This is a genomic window from Streptomyces sp. NPDC033229 (assembly GCF_055576875.1).
This window is the reverse complement of the sequence record NZ_JBVIQR010000024.1, coordinates 36,338-50,782: the sequence shown is the minus strand read 5'-3', so window position 1 is coordinate 50,782 and position 14,445 is coordinate 36,338. Positions and strand designations below refer to the sequence as shown.

Sequence of the window (14,445 nt, the reverse complement as noted above, 5' to 3'; positions counted from 1 at the left end):
TGTCGCGAGGCCAGGCCGGGCGCGTGTCCTGGCACCCGTGCGTATCGTTGTACTGCGCGGCTGCTGAACACCAGTGGCAGCGGGGAGGAGCGTCACGGTGACCATCGCAATGACCGACAGGACCGAGATGGCCGAGAACGACGAGCCGGGCTCGGACGAGATGTTCGAGCTTCTCTACGAGATCGTCCCCGAGGGGTACAAGGGCGAGGTCGTCGGGGGGGCTGTCTGCATGGCACCGCAGCGAGGGACACACTGGGAAATCATCGGGGAGGTGTTCCTGCAGCTGAAGCAGCATTTCGGGCGCCGAAGCAGGATCATGTCCGATGTTCGCCTCGACCTCCCGGGTGACCGCAACGCCTTCGCTCCCGACCTCTTCAAGCTGTCGGACGACGCCGAGCAGGACGCGAAGGGCCGATGGCGTCATCAGGACGTCGAGTTCGTCCTTGAGGTGATCTCACAGGGGACCGCCGACAACGACTACGGCAAGAAGAAGGCCGCCTACGCCGCCGGTGACGTCCCTGTGTACGTCATCGCGGATCCGTACACCGGCCAGTGCCATGTGCACACGGAGCCGAAGGACGGTGAATACCGCGCCAACCGGACTCTCGACTTCGGCGACCCGGTCGACCTGACGGACACTGTTCTGGGCTTGTCCCTGACAACTCAGTCATTCCCCCGGAACTGACGTGGTCCGGGCCCCCACCGCTACGGCGGTGGGGGCCCGGTTCCGTTCCGGCGGCTCAGGCGGCCGCGGCGCCGAGTGCCGTCGGTCTCGGCACCCTCGGCGTCCACCGGCTGAGGTGGTAGGTCGTTCGCGAGATCAGCAGGGCCGCCGAGCGGTCGGCCCGGGTGCGGGCCTTGTCGGAGGGGGTGCGGATCTGCGGGAGGCCGGGCGGCAGCAGGGCGCCGTAGTCGGTGAAGCGGCGGGTGCCGCAGCGGTCGCAGCGCTGCTCGCCGTGGCCTTGCCGATTCCGGCGGTGGACCAGCCACCGGTGTGCGGGCAGTTGTCCACGAGACGACCGGTGCTCCTCATGCGTTCTCCCTGGTGGTGGCGTGGGTGACGAGCCAGTGCGCACGGGCGTCGGCGGCGGCCTGGGACCGTTCGCCGTCCGGTGCCTTGCGCCAGGCGTCCTCCAGCGCGGCGCAGTCCGCACACCCGCTCAGGTACGGACGCAGCCCGGCGGCGTTGCGCTCGTCGCGGGTCGCGAGCCGTAGGGCGGTGACGGGGACCTCCCACGCCGTGCCGCCGCCGGGCGGCCGGACCCGTACGCGGGTGTCCGTTCCCCCGATGACCTGGGCGATTCTGTTGTCGCGGGTGTCCATCACGTAGGCACCGTTCCGGTACGTCATCCCGTCAGCCCTTCCTGTCCGTTGGCTCACGAGGAAGGTATGGCCGGGCGGGAGCGCGAGCCAGGCACGGAACGTGGTAGTTCGCCTGACGGGCGGGCGGTAACTACCACGTTCCGTGGTAGTTACTGCTTGACGCCCAGGTGGTCGGCCATCTCGCGCATATCCTGGGTAAGGGTGCGCTTGCGGGTGGTGAGAAGGTCGCTCATGACGTACCGGGCCATGGGCTGGTGTTTCAGCCACTCACCGGAGGTGTGCCGTAGTTGTTTGAGCTCGGCCATGGCGTCCTGGTGTGAACCGAGAGTGACGTGGGCTTTGGCGACGTCGAGCCGGTGGCGGCCCCAGCCGTTGGCGCCCGGCTCACCGAAGGAGCGGATGGCCTTCCGGCTCAAGAGGCCCTCATCCGCGCGGTCGAGGACGCCCCGCGCGTCACCGGCGACCGACATGTCCTCCACCACCTTCAGTTCCGCCGTCACAGGTCCGAAGTTTCCCCAGCTCTTACCGAAGTCGTAGAACTGTCTACCAAGCGCGCTCGCCGCTGTGCCCGCCATCCTGCGCGCCTCCGCCACCACGTCAGGGCGGTTGTTGCGGACCGTCGACGACGCCACCCGTAGCCACAGCTCGCCCCAGACGGCCAGGTGGCCCGGGCTGGCCGAGGAGATGCGCGGCTCCATCTCCTCCGCCGTCACCACCGCAAGATGCTCGCTCTCGTCGAAGCGGTCCTGGCGGAGCAACAGCCAGCACATGCCGACCACTCCGGTGGCAGTGGTGAGCCTCTGGTCCGTCTCCCGGGCGAGCCGGATGCCCTCGGAGAGTGCGTAGTAGGCCATGTCGTACTGCCGGACCTGAGTGAGGTACTTGCCTGCCAGCAGCAGCGCGTGCGCCCGCACGATCATCGCGGGCCGTCGTTCCTCACCCTCCGCGAGCGAAACGGTCGCTTCCGTCGACCGCAGGAGCTTCGGCAGTCTCTTGGCCACGGAGCCGTACCGGTCGGCCTGGTAGAGGGCGTCACTGTCAGCGATCTCCCTTCGCAGGAGGGAGAGATCACTGGCCTCGCCCGGATCGGTCAGCGGTGCGACAAGGCCGATAGGCGGCATCAGTGCCTTGCGCAGTTCCACCAGGTACCGACGGTTCGCCTCGTCCCCCACCACCGGCTGTGGAGCCTCCGTCACGAACAGGGCCGACGTCGTCACCCCCAGCCCGCGCGCCAGCGCGTGCAACGTCTCGACGCGCGCGTCACCGCCCTGTTCCAGCTTGCGCACGACGCCCGCCGAGAGGCCCGACTCCTGCGCCAGCCCCTCCTGGCTCAGACCCGCGGCGCGGCGGAACTTGCGGATGTTGTCTGCCAACCCTGATGACATGACCCTCACCATCCCTCCCCAACGAGGCTACGCCGACAGGGCACTTGGCGAATCGTTTCTGCATGGAGGTGGGCCGACCGAAGCCCCCGCAGCCCGGTGAGTGCGGACAGCAAGGCCCTGGTGGCGACGGCACGCTCCACCGGGCCGCCTATCCTGGGCGGGACCGTCCGCCCACCCCTGACCATCACTGACGGAGATCACGTTGTACTTCACGGACCGCGGCATCGAGGAGCTGGAGAACCGGCGGGGCGAGGAGGAGGTCTCCCTCGGCTGGGTGGCCGAGCGCCTGCGCGAGTTCGTCGACCTCAACCCGGACTTCGAGGTGCCGGTGGAGCGCCTGGCGACCTGGCTGGCCCGCCTGGACGACGAGGACGACGACGTCTAGCCTGGCCGGCCCTTGACTCCACCGTCCGCACCACCGCTGCGCGGCGGTGTCCTCAAGCGCCGGACGGGCTGGTTTTGGCTGGGCTTGGTCGCCATAGCCCAGCCACATCAAGCCCGCTGGGGGCACCTCCCAGCGGTAGCTGGGGGAGATTGAGGACGCGCCCGCAGGGCGCCTCGCCGCCGCAGGCGGCACAACCGGCCCGCAGCCGAAGGACCCGCCGGACAGGCGAGCCGCGGATCGCCTACATCCGTCCCCGCCACCGGTCGTACGCGAGCGTGAGCACCCCGTCCGCCGCCAGGGCCCACCCCGCCGCCGCCCAGCCCCGGCGCCCGGTGCGGCGCGCGCACAGCGCCACCGATACACCCGCCGCTATCTCCACCACGCCCCGGGCCCGGGCCTTGGGGCCGCGCGACCACGCGCCCAGCGCACCCCGCTCGGACTCGTCGAGCCCGGTCCGCAGGGCCTCCCGCCAGCCCGGCCATTCGACGGTCTCGGTGGCGGGCAGCGCCTCGGCCGCCTCGCACAGCAGGGGAGCGTCCGTGCCCGGCGCGAGGCCCGCCCCGAGGTGCAGGCCCGCGCGGGCGAGGACCGCCACCAGGCCCAGCGCCCGGGTGGGGGCGTCGACGTCCGCGTCCGGCGCGGTGAGCCGGTCGAGCGCCGCCCCGTCGAGCACGGGGTCGAGGCCGAGCCGGGCGCGCAGGGCCGTCATGGCCTCCTCGGCGCCGGGCGACTGCGTGCCGTCCGCGTGCCAGGTGTGCGAGACCGTGCGGCGGAAGGCCGCCGCCACCACGAAGCCCGCTTCGGCGCCGTCCCACCACAGGCCGACGACCGGCCATGACTCCCCGCCGGTCAGCACGTGCACCCAGTCGGTCGTCAGCATGGACAACTCCTCGCCCTCGTCCCGCCAGGAGGCCGCGCCGGGGACGAGCACGCTCCATCCCTCGCCCGCCGGGGCGAGGAGCACGGGCATGCCGAGGAACTGGGCGGAGGAGCGGACACGGTCGGGTTCGGCCCGGCAGAGCAGCAGGACTCCTGCCGCCGGACGGTGATCGGTAGCTGACATGCGTCAACGCTATGCCACCCGGGTGACACTTGACTTACCGAGACCGCGATATATCGTGTTTGCCAATAGACGCGATATGTTGCGAGGAGGCCCGGGATGCCGGATGGGTCAGACCGAACGGACCAGTCGCACTGGTCACTCTCCGCCCCACGCACACTCACCTTCGACGATCCGGTCACGGCCCTGAACGTGCGGCTCGTGGGCGGCACGGTCAACGTCGTCGGCGCCGCCACCGGCCCCGCCCGGCTGGAGCTGTCCGAGATCGACGGCCGACCGCTCGTCGTCGGCCTCCACGAGGGCACGCTCACCGTCGGCTACAAGGACCTGCCGTGGCAGAACTTCCTCTCGTTGTTCGACTGCCGGGAGTGGAACCGCACGGCCACCGTCACCCTGACCGTCCCCGCCGCCACCCGGGTCGAGGTCGGTGTCGTCACCGCGAGCGCCGTCGTCTCCGGGATCTCCGGCCGGACGGACGTCCGCGGCGTGGGCGGCGACACCACGCTCGTCGGACTGACCGGAAACGTACGGGCCGACACCGTCACCGGGCGGCTGGAGGCCCAGTCGCTCGGTGGCGACCTGCGCTTCCACTCCGTCTCCGGCGATCTCACGCTCGTCGACGGGTCCGGCGGCACCGTCAAGGCCGAGTCGGTCAGCGGTGACGTGGTCGTCGACCTCTCCCCCACCGCGACCTGCCCGGACCTCGACATCACCAGCGTCTCCGGCGAGGTCGCCGTCCGGCTGCCGCACCCCGTGGACGCGGAGGTGGACGCGGGCACCGCGAGCGGCAAGGTCTCCTGCGCCTTCGAGGACCTGCGGATCAGCGGCCAGTGGGGCGCCCGGAAGATCACCGGCCGGCTCGGCAGCGGGCACGGCAAGCTCAAGGTCACCACCGTCTCGGGCGCGGTCACGCTGCTGCGCAGGCCCGCCGAGCCGGACCCGGGCGGCGGCCCCGCCGACGCCGCCGCGCACGGAAAGGTCCTCTGATGCCCCCCGTCTTCGCCCACGGCCGACTGCGCCTGTACCTCCTCAAGCTGCTCGACGAGGCGCCCCGCCACGGCTACGAGGTCATCCGGCAGTTGGAGGAGCGCTTCCAGGGCCTGTACGCGCCGTCCGCCGGCACGGTCTACCCCCGGCTGGCCAAGCTGGAGGCCGAGGGCCTGGTCACCCACACCACCGAGGGCGGCCGCAAGGTCTACTCCCTCACCGACGCCGGCCGCGCCGAACTCGCCGACCGCCGGGGCGAGCTCGCCGAGCTGGAGCTGGAGATCCGCGAGTCCGTCTCCGCGCTCGCCGCCGACATCCGCGAGGACGTCCGCGGCGCCGCCGGTGATCTGCGGCGCGAGATGCGCGAGGCCGCGCTCCGGGCCCGTACGGACGCCCCCGGGGCGGCCGACGGCCACACCACCGACTACTTCGCGGGGGCGAAGGAGGAGTTCCGGCGCGCCAAGGAGGAGTGGCGGGAGCAGGCCCGCCGGGCGAAGGAGGAGGCCCGCCGCGCCCGCCAGGACGCCCAACAGGCCCGCCACCAGGCCCAGCAGGCCCAGGACCGCACCCGCGAGGAGGTGCGGCGCGTCAAGGAGCGCGTGGAGGAGCAGGTCCGCGAGCACCTGCGGCACGGCGACTGGCCGACGGGCCTGGTCGAGGGCGTCAATGCCCTCACCAAGGAGCTCGGTGCCCTCGCCGGCCAGGGCCGTGACCACCGCCGGCCGGACGACGCGCCCGACGTCACGGTGGAACGGGAGGACGAGGCCGGCCTGCGGAAGCCGCCCGCGTGGGCCTCGGCCGACGACGCCCTCTCCAAGGACCCCGCCCGCGACCTCGACCGGCTGCTCAACCGCTTCCGTGACGACGTCCGCGACGCGGCCCGCGACCACGGCGTGACCCCCGGGCAACTCGCCGAGGCCCGCCGGCACCTGGCAGCGGCGGCCGCCCGCATCGACGCGCTGCTGAAGCCGGAGCCCCGGCCCGGGGAATGAGCCGCGCGCCGGCCCGTACGCTTACGGGCCGGCGCCGGTGTCCTACTCGTCCCGCACGCAGGGGAACGCGCCGTCCGGCCCCCAGGACGTCCGCTCGTCCTGGCTGGCCCGGAAGCCGCACTCCAGCGCCACTTCGGGGCCCGACTCGGTGTCGTGCAGCATCAACAGCCGCTTGTTCACCGGGACTTTGCCGTTGCGGTCGAAGGCCAGCACCCCCGTGGCGCCGCGCTTGCCGTCCGGGCCGCCGACGCCCCGCACCAGGGACTGCTGCACCGTGCCCAGCCCGAACGGCGCCGAACCCGCGTCCTGACGGGCCGAGTTGACGGCGGAGCCCAGCAGCCGCAGCGCGTCCCAGGCGAGCGGGGCATGGCCGTCGTTGCCCCACAGGTCGTCCGCGCCGTAGGCCTTGCGGTACTGATCGCGGAAGCGGTCTCCCATGACATTGGGCGAATGGCTCCTGGGCAGCGCGTGCGCCGCGTAGTACAGCCGCACCCGTGGGTGCAGGGCGCTGGGGTGCTGCGCGTCGACGACCGCGTTGGTGATGTCGTTGCCGCCGACCACCGTCAGCCGTCCGTCGCACCGCGTGCCACCGGCGAACTCCTCCAGGAACGCGCTGAATTCGGTCGGCCGTGCCGCCCAGTACACCACCGTGCGCGGATCCTCCTGGATGCGCTCGCAGACCCTGATCGCCACCTCGGCCAGCGTGCTCGCCGACTCGACCCGGTCGCCCGAGGCGGGCGGAACGGGCTCCCGGCCGGGCTCCGCGGTGTACCGGATCGTCCGCGCACCCGCGAACTCCGCCATGAACAGCTCGCTCAGATTGGCGCTGTAGCTGTCCGTGGGGTCCGCGACCACGACCGCCGCGCGGGCCGGAGCGCACGTCCCGGCCGAGGTCTCCACGATATTGCCGTGGCGGGCGAGGTCCGCGGCGATCCGGGCCTCGCGCCGGTTGTCGGGCGCCACCTGCCGGTACATGCCGTGCTGCTGCATCTCCAGCGCGGTCGCCGTGGTGCCGATCACGGGCAGTCCCGCGTCGCCGAGGATGTCCCGGGCGGCCATGGTGTCGGCGCGGCTCTGCCCGAGGCCGACCACGCCCATGATCTCCTGATCGCCCTTCCGCTCGGCCATCTCCCGCACGAGCTCCCCGGCCACCTTGGGGGCGTTCGTAAAGCGCGGGCCCGCGTCGAGGACCCGCACCCGGAGCCACACCTTGCTGTGCACGTCCTTGGCCGCCTCGCTGTTGAGCTCTTCCTGTGCGAGGGCGATGCCGCGCAGTTCGGGGATGGCGCCGCTGTACAGGCCGTCGTTCCAGTTGTCGACGGCCACCGCGACGCCGAGGTAGGCGACCGTCCGTACGACCGTGTCGGCTCGCTTGGCGGCCTTCTCGGCCTGTTTGTTCTGCCCGTCGATGGACGCGCGTGCCCGCGCGTACAGCTCCTTGGGGCTCTCCCCGGGGATCCGGCCCGGCGCGGCCGACTCCGGCATGCTCACCGAGGCGCCGAGACACCGGTCGCTGGCCGGGTCGACCACGTGCACCACCACCAGGTAGGCCAGCAGGGACAGTGCCGCGACCCCGGCCACCGCCATGACGAACGCCTCCGCCCGCGGCGCCAGATCGGAGTGGACCCGGCCGGGCTGGATCTCCGGATAGCCGCGCAGCCGGCCCTCGGCCTCCTGGTCGGGCTCCCCGGCCAGCGGTTCCACGCCCACGGCGACCGCCCGCCCGCGCCCCCGGCCGGGGCTTCGCGCCCAGGAGTCGATCGTGGTTGTCGCCATGGCGAGGCTCTGCGGGGTGTCCGGACCGGCGGAGCCCACCGCCAGCAGGACGACAGCGGTACTGCCGGTCTGCTCGACCGCCTGCGGGAAGCCGCGCACCACGCTCTCGGTGACCGAGCCGGGTGCGCCCTCGCGCGGGAAGACGAGAACGAAGCGGCTGCGCCGGCGCCTGGTCCAGGGGGAGAGCCTGGGGCCGCGCGCCGCCGCCTCCAGATCGTCGAGCAGCGCGCACAGCAGTGCGTCCTCGCGCTCCGCGACGACCGCTTCGTGGTGGCGGAAGAAGTCGCCGCGGCCCGAGGGGACCCGGGCCCAGCGGCGGAACCAGCCACCCTTGCGCATCATGCGGCGCCCCGCGCGGAAGCCGTACAGCCAGCGCGGCAGCACCCCGAACAGCGGGTGGCGGGCCCAGTGCCAGATCCAGGCCGCGATGTTTTCCGGCGTCTGGTCGCGGCCGCCGATCGCGTGCAGCGCCTTGAGGATGTGGGAGTCCTTGCGACGCTCCGCGTAGCACTGGTCGCGCAGGTCCCGGGCCCGCACCGGCGCTTGGTCCTCCAGGGAGGAGGCGGCCGCGAAGGCGCGCATGAGCCGGTAGCGCGGCAGCCGCAGCCGGCCGAAACCGCCGGGCCGGTTGTCGCGCAGGCCGTCCTCGATCTGCTCGAAGACATCCCGGGTCCGCTGCCGGTCGCCGCGCGGCCGGGACTCCTGGATCCGGGCGTACGGGACGAGCGCCCGGCCGCGGACCCGCAGCCGCAGGCACTCGCCCTCCGCGATCTGTTCGGCTTCGTCGCCCCGGCCCTGCTGGACGAGGACGATCCTGGCGGAGGGGCCGCGGCGCCCCGGTGGCACGAGTACGAGTTCTTCGAGCGCGGTGACGAAGTCCCCTACGGAAGGGACAGGTGGAATCGATGAGGACATGGCTTCACCCCCGAACGGCCCGTCGCCGGGCCGCCACAGCCTTGAGCACCGATGTACGACTACGCTTGTATGACTACGTCGATTGGCGGGGCGCTCGCCCCGAGCCCTCCATCATCCTCAGCGCCCGCGCGCAGCGCCACCGCACCGGCTCACTCCGCTTCGCGTCCTGCCGTGACCACCACGGAGACCGGCGCACCGTCGCGCGGCGCGCCGTGCACGCGGACCGTGCCGCGCTCCCCCGGCGGGATGTCCCGGGTCCTGGTCCGGGCCGGGCCGGTCACGGCGATGTGCCAGCCGCGCGGGGCGGGCGGCAGGGACAGTTCGGTGGTGCCCGGCCGGTGCGGCACGTACGTCAGGCGGTAGGCGGGGGCGTTCGGTTCGTAGGACTCGGTGGTGACGGTGCCGGCGATGGAGGGGGCGTACGGGCGTGCGGTGCGCTCCTTGTTCGTCCGGAAGCGGCCTTCGGCGTCCAGGGCGCAGTACCCGCCGCCGTAGCACCAGGTGTAGCCGGCCCAGCCGGAGGTGTAGCGGGCGAGGGAGGCGAGGGCGTCGTCGTAGAAACGGCCCATGTTCGGCAGGGAGTTGTTGAGCGGGCCCCATTCGCCGACGACGACGGGGACGCGCCGCTCGCGGGGGTAGCGGGTCACGGCCGCCTCGTAGTTCTCGATCCACTTCGCGGCCGGGTCGTAGTCCCGCCCGGCCTCCATGGCGGCGTTGTAGAAGTGCGGGGCGTAGACGACCTTGGGGTCGGCCACGCGGCCGAGGCCGGTCGGTACGCCCTCGCCGACGATGGGGGTCGGCTCGACGAACAGCCAGTGCCGGCGGTCGACCTGCCGGATGGCGGCGGCGATCCGGTTGTACATGGGGGTGATCTGCTCGGCCTCGATCCGGCGGGCGGCGGCCGCCAGGTCCTCGCCGGGGCGGAGCCTGCCCATCGGCTCGTTGATGAGGTCGTAGCCGAGCACGGCCGGGTGGTGGGCGAGGCGCCCGGCGAGCACCCGCCACATCCGGGCCTGGGCGCGGCGCAGGTCCGCGTCCTCGTAGAGGTGCTCGAAGGCGGCTTGCACGGCGGGTTCGAAGTACTCGGCGAACCAGTCGTCGGGGTGGGGCTTGTAGGGCAGGCCGTCGGTGCGGGTGGCCCACTCGGGGATGCCGCGGTGGCTGCCGAAGGCGGGGCCGAAGACGTCCTGGTGGGCGTCGATCACGACCCGGACCCGATGGGTGTGCGCCCAGTCCAGGACCCGCTCGATCTTGGCGAGATAGCGCTCGCTGTAGTGGTCGCGGCGGGGTTCGAGGTCGTCCCAGAAGACCAGCAGCCGCGCGGTGTTGAAGCCCCGCGCGGCCAGGTCGCGGAAGTGCCGCTCGGTGATGTCGGACAGGGCCGAGGCGCCGCGGTGGTTCTTGTCCTCGACGTTCCAGCCGCGCAGGGTGAGCACCCGACCGCGCTCGTCGGTCAGCTTCGGGACAGCGGCCTGGCGGGCCACGGCGGGCACGGGGGCCGTCGTGGTGAGAATCGCGGTGAGAGCGGCGAGAGCGGCGAGTCGAACCCCGAGCCTGCGCATGACCCTCCGGAGGATTCCGGACGGCCCGGGCAGCCCTAGACCGTCAGCACGATCTTTCCGAACACGTCTCCGTCGGACATCTTCTCGAACCCTTCCCGTGCCCGGTCAAGGGGCAGGACGGAGTCGATGACGGGCCGCAGACCCGTCGCGGCGCAGAAGGACAGCAGGTCGGCCAGCTCGTCCTTGGTGCCCATCGTCGAGCCGACGACCTTCAGCTCCAGGAAGAAGATCCGGTTGAGCTCGGCGGCCTTGGGGTTCGGTCCGCTGGTCGCGCCGGAGATGACGAGCGTCCCGCCGGGCCTCAGGGACTTGACCGAGTGCGACCAGGTGGCGGCGCCGACGGTCTCGATGACGGCGTCCACCCGCCGCGGCAGCCGCGCCCCCGGCTCGAAGGCGTCCTCGGCGCCCAGCTCCACGGCCCGCTCGCGCTTGGCCGCGTCGCGGCTGGTGGCGAAGACCCGCAGCCCGGCCGCCGCCCCCAACGCGATGGCGGCGGTGGCGACACCGCCCCCGGCGCCCTGCACCAGCACGCTCTGGCCGGGGCGCACCCCGGCGTTGGTGAACAGCATCCGGTACGCGGTCAGCCAGGCGGTGGGCAGACAGGCGGCCTCCTCGAAGGACAGCTCCTTCGGCTTGGGCAGCACGTTCCACGTGGGCACGGCGACCCGCTCGGCGAAGGTGCCCTGATAGCGCTCGGTGAGGATGGAGCGCTGCTCGTCCGGCCCCACGCCGTGGCCGCTCTGGCCGATGACGGAGTGGACGACGACCTCGTTGCCGTCCTCGTCGGTCCCGGCGGCGTCGCAGCCGAGGATCATCGGCAGCGTCTCCTCGCCGAGCCCCACGCCGCGCAGCGACCACAGGTCGTGGTGGTTGAGCGAGGCGGCCTTGACGTTGACGGTCGTCCAGCCCGGCCGCGGCCCGGGCTCGGGGCGCTCCCCCAACTCCAGGCCGCTGAGCGGCTGGTCACGGTCGATGCGGGCGGCATAGGCGGCGAACATGATCCGAACCTAGCCCGGGGGTGCCCCGGGCGGAACCACGCGGCGGTGTGACACGCGCCGCGTCCGTCCCGCACCGTCCACGGCTCCCTCACGCAACGACCGTATCCGCGGCCGAGTGCGGCCGTTCCGCGTTGACCCCGGGGCGGGTGGGGGGATTGGCTTCGCAGGTCCGTACATATGCCGTACGGGCTTTCGCGAGGGGGGAATCATGCGTCATCTCAGACGTACCGCCGTACTGGCGGCGATATTAGGCACCTGCACCACGGCTCTGCCCGTGGCGCAGGCCGCGGCCGCCGGGGAGGGGCGGCGGGCGCCGGGTGTCGAACGGGTGAGCCTGACCGCGGCCGGCGGCCAGGCGGACGGCGAGTCGAACAGGCCCGTGATCAGCGGCGACGGGCGCTCGGTCGCCTTCGAGTCCTCGGCGACCAACCTGGCGCCCGGCGGCAAGGCCGAGTCCCAGGTCTATGTGCGGAACCGGTGGACCGGCAGGCTCCAGCAGGTCAGCGTGGCCACGGACGGCACCCCGGCCGACGGCGCGTCGATCGCCCCGTCGATCAGCGCCGCCGGGCGGTACGTCGCCTTCCAGTCGTTCGCGAAGAACCTGGTCCCCGGCGGGAATCCGGAGCCGGGGTCCGATGTCTACGTCCGGGACCTGTGGACCGGACGCACCGAGCTGGTGATCAGCGACAAGCCGTCGCCGCGCGGGTCGTCCGGCGCGCCGGCCATCAGCGCCGACGGCCGCTACGTCGCCTTCACCTCGACCCGTGACGACCTGGTCCCCGGTGACACCAATCGGCGCTCGGACGTCTACGTCCGGGACCGCTGGAAGGGCACCACCAAGCGGGTCAGTGTCAGGGCCGACGGCACCCAGGTGGGCCTCGCCTCCGTCCAGCCGGTGATCAGTGCCGACGGCAGCAAGGTCGGCTTCCGCAGCAGGGGCCTGACGGACGTCCCCGAGCCGCCGACCGAGCCGCCGGGGACCGGCATCCGGCCGCCGTCGTCCACCGAGTTCTACGTCCACGACCTGCGCACCGGGCGGATCGAACTGGCGGCCCACGACCGCGACGGCCGGCCCGTGCCGGTCGGCGGCGGCTACAGCCTCAGCCCCGACGGGCGGTACGCGCTCTTCACCAGCCGCTCGGCCACGGTCGTGGAGGGTGACACCAACCACCGCGCCGATGCCTTCGCCAAGGATCTGCGCACCGGCGTCACCCGGCGCGTCAGCCTGGCCCACGACGGCGCGCAGGCCGACGGCCACATCTACGACCCGGTCATGAGCGCCGACGGCCGACGGGTGTTCTTCGTCTCCGGCGCCGGCAACCTGGTCCCCGGCGACACCAACGACGGGCCCAGCGACGTCTTCGTCCGCGATCTGCGCACCGGTGCCGTCGAGCGGCTCAACGTGGCGTCCGACGGCTCCCAGGACAACGGCGGCGCGGGCGGCGTCGCCATCGACCTCCTGGGCCGGACCGCCGTCTTCGACAGCTCGGGCGACAACCTCGTCCCCGGCGACACCAACAAGGTGACCGACGTCTTCCTGCGGCGCGTGCGGTGACGCCGCGCGTAGCGCCCCGGAAGGAGCCGCTCATGTCCTCTCTCGGACGCGCCACCGTGATGGCGGCGATCCTGGGAACCTGCGTCACGGCCCTGCCGGACGCCTCGGCGGCGGCCGCGGGCGAGGCGCACCGGCCGCACACCGAGCGGGTGAGCGTCGCCGCCGACGGCACCCAGGCGGACGAGGAGTCGCTGACCGGCGGCGTCAGCGCCGACGGCCGCTTCGCCGTCTTCGAGTCCCGGGCGAGCACATTGGTGCCGGGCACGACGCCGGGCAGCCGCCATCTGTACGTCAAGGGCCTGCGCAAGGGCGGCATCGAGCTGGTGGACGTCGCGAGCGACGGCACTCCGGCCACCGCCCCGTCCCACAACGCCTCGATCAGCGGGAACGGTCGGTACGTCGTCTTCTCGTCGGAGGCCGCGAACCTCGCCCCGGGGCAGAACCCCCCGGGCGGGCTCGATGTCTTCGTCCGTGACCGCAGGACCGGCCGCACCGAGGTTCTGGTCAGGAACGACGCGCAGGTGCGCGCCACCAACCACGACCCGTCCATCAGCGCCGACGGCCGCTACGTCGCCTTCGCCTCCAGCCGCGACGACCTCGTCCCCGGCGACACCAACGGGGTGACGGACATCTTCGTCAAGGACCGCCGGAAGGGCACCGTCAAACGGGTCAGCGTCGCCACCGACGGCACCCAGGCGAACGCCTTCTCCGCCCAGCCGGTGATCAGCGCGGACGGCAGCCGCGTCGGCTTCAAGAGCGCCGCCCACAACCTGTACCCCGCGCCGGACTCCCCCGAGCTGCGCCGACCGCATCCTCGGGCCCGCGCGTTCTACACACACGACCTGCGGACCGGGCGCACCCAGCTGGCCGCCCACGCGGCGGACGGCGGAGCGGTGGCGGTCCTCGGCGGCATCGGGCTCAGCCCCGACGGGCGATACGCGCTGTACTCGTCGCTCTCCCCGTCCATCGTGCCGGACGACACCAACAGGGCCACGGACGTGTTCGTCAAGGACCTGCGTACGGGCACCACGCGGCGGGTCTCCCTCGCCCCCGGCGGAGTACAGGCCGACGGCGGCTCCAACGACGGCGCGGTCATGAGCGCCGACAACCGGAGGGTGTACTTCACCTCTGCGGCGAGCAATCTGGTCCCCGGTGACACGGGTGGCCTGGAGGACCTGTTCGTCCGCGACCTGCTCACCGGCACCGTCGAACGGCTCAACGTGGCCCCCGACGGCGCCGAGGACACCGGGGGCGCGAGCGGCGTCTCGGTCGACCGCGCCGGCCGGACGGTGGTCTTCGGCAGCCTCGGCGACAATCTCGTGGCGGGCGACACGAATCGTCTGCACGACGTGTTCGTACGCCGGCTGAAGTGACCCGTCTGCGGGTCGTCCGTGCCGCCTGCGGCGGCGGTCGCCCTGCGGGCGCGTCCTCAAGCGCCGGACGGGCTGATTGCAGCCCGTCCGGCGCTTGAGGACACAGCACAGCAGCCCGTCCGGCGCTTGAGGAC

At 72.6% G+C, this 14,445-nt stretch carries 13 protein-coding genes; 6 read left to right on the top strand and 7 right to left on the bottom strand.

Annotated features, from left to right (window positions below):
* Positions 1-97 precede the first annotated feature (97 nt).
* Positions 98-685, top strand: a complete 588-nt coding sequence (locus ACZ53N_RS21440; protein ID WP_469142420.1) for a Uma2 family endonuclease — start codon at positions 98-100, stop codon at positions 683-685.
* A 55-nt stretch (positions 686-740) separates the two neighbouring features.
* Here ACZ53N_RS21440 and ACZ53N_RS21435 read toward each other — a convergent pair whose 3' ends face one another.
* The 3 genes from ACZ53N_RS21435 to ACZ53N_RS21425 all read right to left on the bottom strand — a co-directional run bounded on the left by ACZ53N_RS21435 (position 741) and on the right by ACZ53N_RS21425 (position 2,708).
* On the bottom strand, positions 741-1,076 hold the full coding sequence (locus ACZ53N_RS21435; RefSeq protein ID WP_469142419.1) for a DUF6255 family natural product biosynthesis protein: 336 nt from the start codon (positions 1,074-1,076) through the stop codon (positions 741-743).
* A complete protein-coding gene (locus tag ACZ53N_RS21430; RefSeq protein WP_469142418.1) occupies positions 1,030-1,350 on the bottom strand; it encodes a hypothetical protein in 321 nt (106 codons plus the stop codon). Before ACZ53N_RS21430 ends, ACZ53N_RS21435 begins: the two co-directional genes overlap by 47 nt.
* A gap of 122 nt (positions 1,351-1,472) precedes the next feature.
* A complete protein-coding gene (locus ACZ53N_RS21425) occupies positions 1,473-2,708 on the bottom strand; it encodes a helix-turn-helix domain-containing protein (protein ID WP_469142417.1) in 1,236 nt (411 codons plus the stop codon).
* Between the two features lie 202 nt (positions 2,709-2,910).
* Here ACZ53N_RS21425 and ACZ53N_RS21420 point away from each other — a divergent pair, with 202 nt between their 5' ends.
* A complete protein-coding gene (locus ACZ53N_RS21420) occupies positions 2,911-3,093 on the top strand; it encodes a DUF6104 family protein (protein WP_365375319.1) in 183 nt (60 codons plus the stop codon).
* A gap of 241 nt (positions 3,094-3,334) precedes the next feature.
* Here the strand turns inward: ACZ53N_RS21420 and ACZ53N_RS21415 are convergent, their stop codons facing one another.
* A complete protein-coding gene (locus tag ACZ53N_RS21415) occupies positions 3,335-4,156 on the bottom strand; it encodes a hypothetical protein (RefSeq protein WP_469142416.1) in 822 nt (273 codons plus the stop codon).
* 96 nt (positions 4,157-4,252) lie between these two features.
* On the opposite strand from ACZ53N_RS21415, the gene ACZ53N_RS21410 reads away from it, so the two are divergent.
* Both ACZ53N_RS21410 and ACZ53N_RS21405 read left to right on the top strand, forming a co-directional pair.
* Positions 4,253-5,140: a DUF4097 family beta strand repeat-containing protein gene (locus ACZ53N_RS21410; protein ID WP_469142415.1), complete on the top strand. Its 888-nt coding sequence runs from the start codon at positions 4,253-4,255 to the stop codon at positions 5,138-5,140.
* Positions 5,140-6,132: a PadR family transcriptional regulator gene (locus ACZ53N_RS21405; RefSeq protein WP_469142414.1), complete on the top strand. Its 993-nt coding sequence runs from the start codon at positions 5,140-5,142 to the stop codon at positions 6,130-6,132. Before ACZ53N_RS21410 ends, ACZ53N_RS21405 begins: the two co-directional genes overlap by 1 nt.
* 42 nt (positions 6,133-6,174) lie before the next feature.
* On the opposite strand, the gene ACZ53N_RS21400 is transcribed toward ACZ53N_RS21405, so the two are convergent.
* The 3 genes from ACZ53N_RS21400 to ACZ53N_RS21390 all read right to left on the bottom strand — a co-directional run bounded on the left by ACZ53N_RS21400 (position 6,175) and on the right by ACZ53N_RS21390 (position 11,383).
* Positions 6,175-8,823 (bottom strand): type 1 periplasmic-binding domain-containing protein, encoded by a 2,649-nt coding sequence (locus ACZ53N_RS21400; protein WP_469142413.1) that lies wholly within the window; start codon positions 8,821-8,823, stop codon positions 6,175-6,177.
* 149 nt (positions 8,824-8,972) lie between these two features.
* A complete protein-coding gene (locus tag ACZ53N_RS21395) occupies positions 8,973-10,385 on the bottom strand; it encodes a cellulase family glycosylhydrolase (protein ID WP_469142412.1) in 1,413 nt (470 codons plus the stop codon).
* Between the two features lie 35 nt (positions 10,386-10,420).
* Positions 10,421-11,383: a zinc-binding dehydrogenase gene (locus ACZ53N_RS21390; RefSeq protein WP_469142411.1), complete on the bottom strand. Its 963-nt coding sequence runs from the start codon at positions 11,381-11,383 to the stop codon at positions 10,421-10,423.
* A gap of 208 nt (positions 11,384-11,591) precedes the next feature.
* Between ACZ53N_RS21390 and ACZ53N_RS21385 the strand changes: the two genes are divergently transcribed.
* The gene (locus ACZ53N_RS21385; RefSeq protein WP_469142410.1) at positions 11,592-12,938 is read left to right on the top strand and encodes a TolB family protein; all 1,347 of its coding nucleotides are present in this window, start codon (positions 11,592-11,594) and stop codon (positions 12,936-12,938) included.
* A 32-nt stretch (positions 12,939-12,970) separates the two neighbouring features.
* The gene (locus tag ACZ53N_RS21380; RefSeq protein ID WP_469142409.1) at positions 12,971-14,311 is read left to right on the top strand and encodes a TolB family protein; all 1,341 of its coding nucleotides are present in this window, start codon (positions 12,971-12,973) and stop codon (positions 14,309-14,311) included.
* Positions 14,312-14,445 lie beyond the last annotated feature (134 nt).

Bases quoted from the DNA above. Each gene is read 5' to 3' on its own strand.
- ACZ53N_RS21430 (WP_469142418.1), bottom strand. From the start codon at position 1,350: ATGACGTACCGGAACGGTGCCTACGTGATGGACACCCGCGACAACAGA.
- ACZ53N_RS21425 (WP_469142417.1), bottom strand. From the start codon at position 2,708: ATGTCATCAGGGTTGGCAGACAACATCCGCAAGTTCCGCCGCGCCGCG.
- ACZ53N_RS21415 (WP_469142416.1), bottom strand. From the start codon at position 4,156: ATGTCAGCTACCGATCACCGTCCGGCGGCAGGAGTCCTGCTGCTCTGC.
- ACZ53N_RS21410 (WP_469142415.1), top strand. From the start codon at position 4,253: ATGCCGGATGGGTCAGACCGAACGGACCAGTCGCACTGGTCACTCTCC.
- ACZ53N_RS21405 (WP_469142414.1), top strand. From the start codon at position 5,140: ATGCCCCCCGTCTTCGCCCACGGCCGACTGCGCCTGTACCTCCTCAAG.
- ACZ53N_RS21400 (WP_469142413.1), bottom strand. From the start codon at position 8,823: ATGTCCTCATCGATTCCACCTGTCCCTTCCGTAGGGGACTTCGTCACC.
- ACZ53N_RS21395 (WP_469142412.1), bottom strand. From the start codon at position 10,385: ATGCGCAGGCTCGGGGTTCGACTCGCCGCTCTCGCCGCTCTCACCGCG.
- ACZ53N_RS21390 (WP_469142411.1), bottom strand. From the start codon at position 11,383: ATGTTCGCCGCCTATGCCGCCCGCATCGACCGTGACCAGCCGCTCAGC.
- ACZ53N_RS21385 (WP_469142410.1), top strand. From the start codon at position 11,592: ATGCGTCATCTCAGACGTACCGCCGTACTGGCGGCGATATTAGGCACC.
- ACZ53N_RS21380 (WP_469142409.1), top strand. From the start codon at position 12,971: ATGTCCTCTCTCGGACGCGCCACCGTGATGGCGGCGATCCTGGGAACC.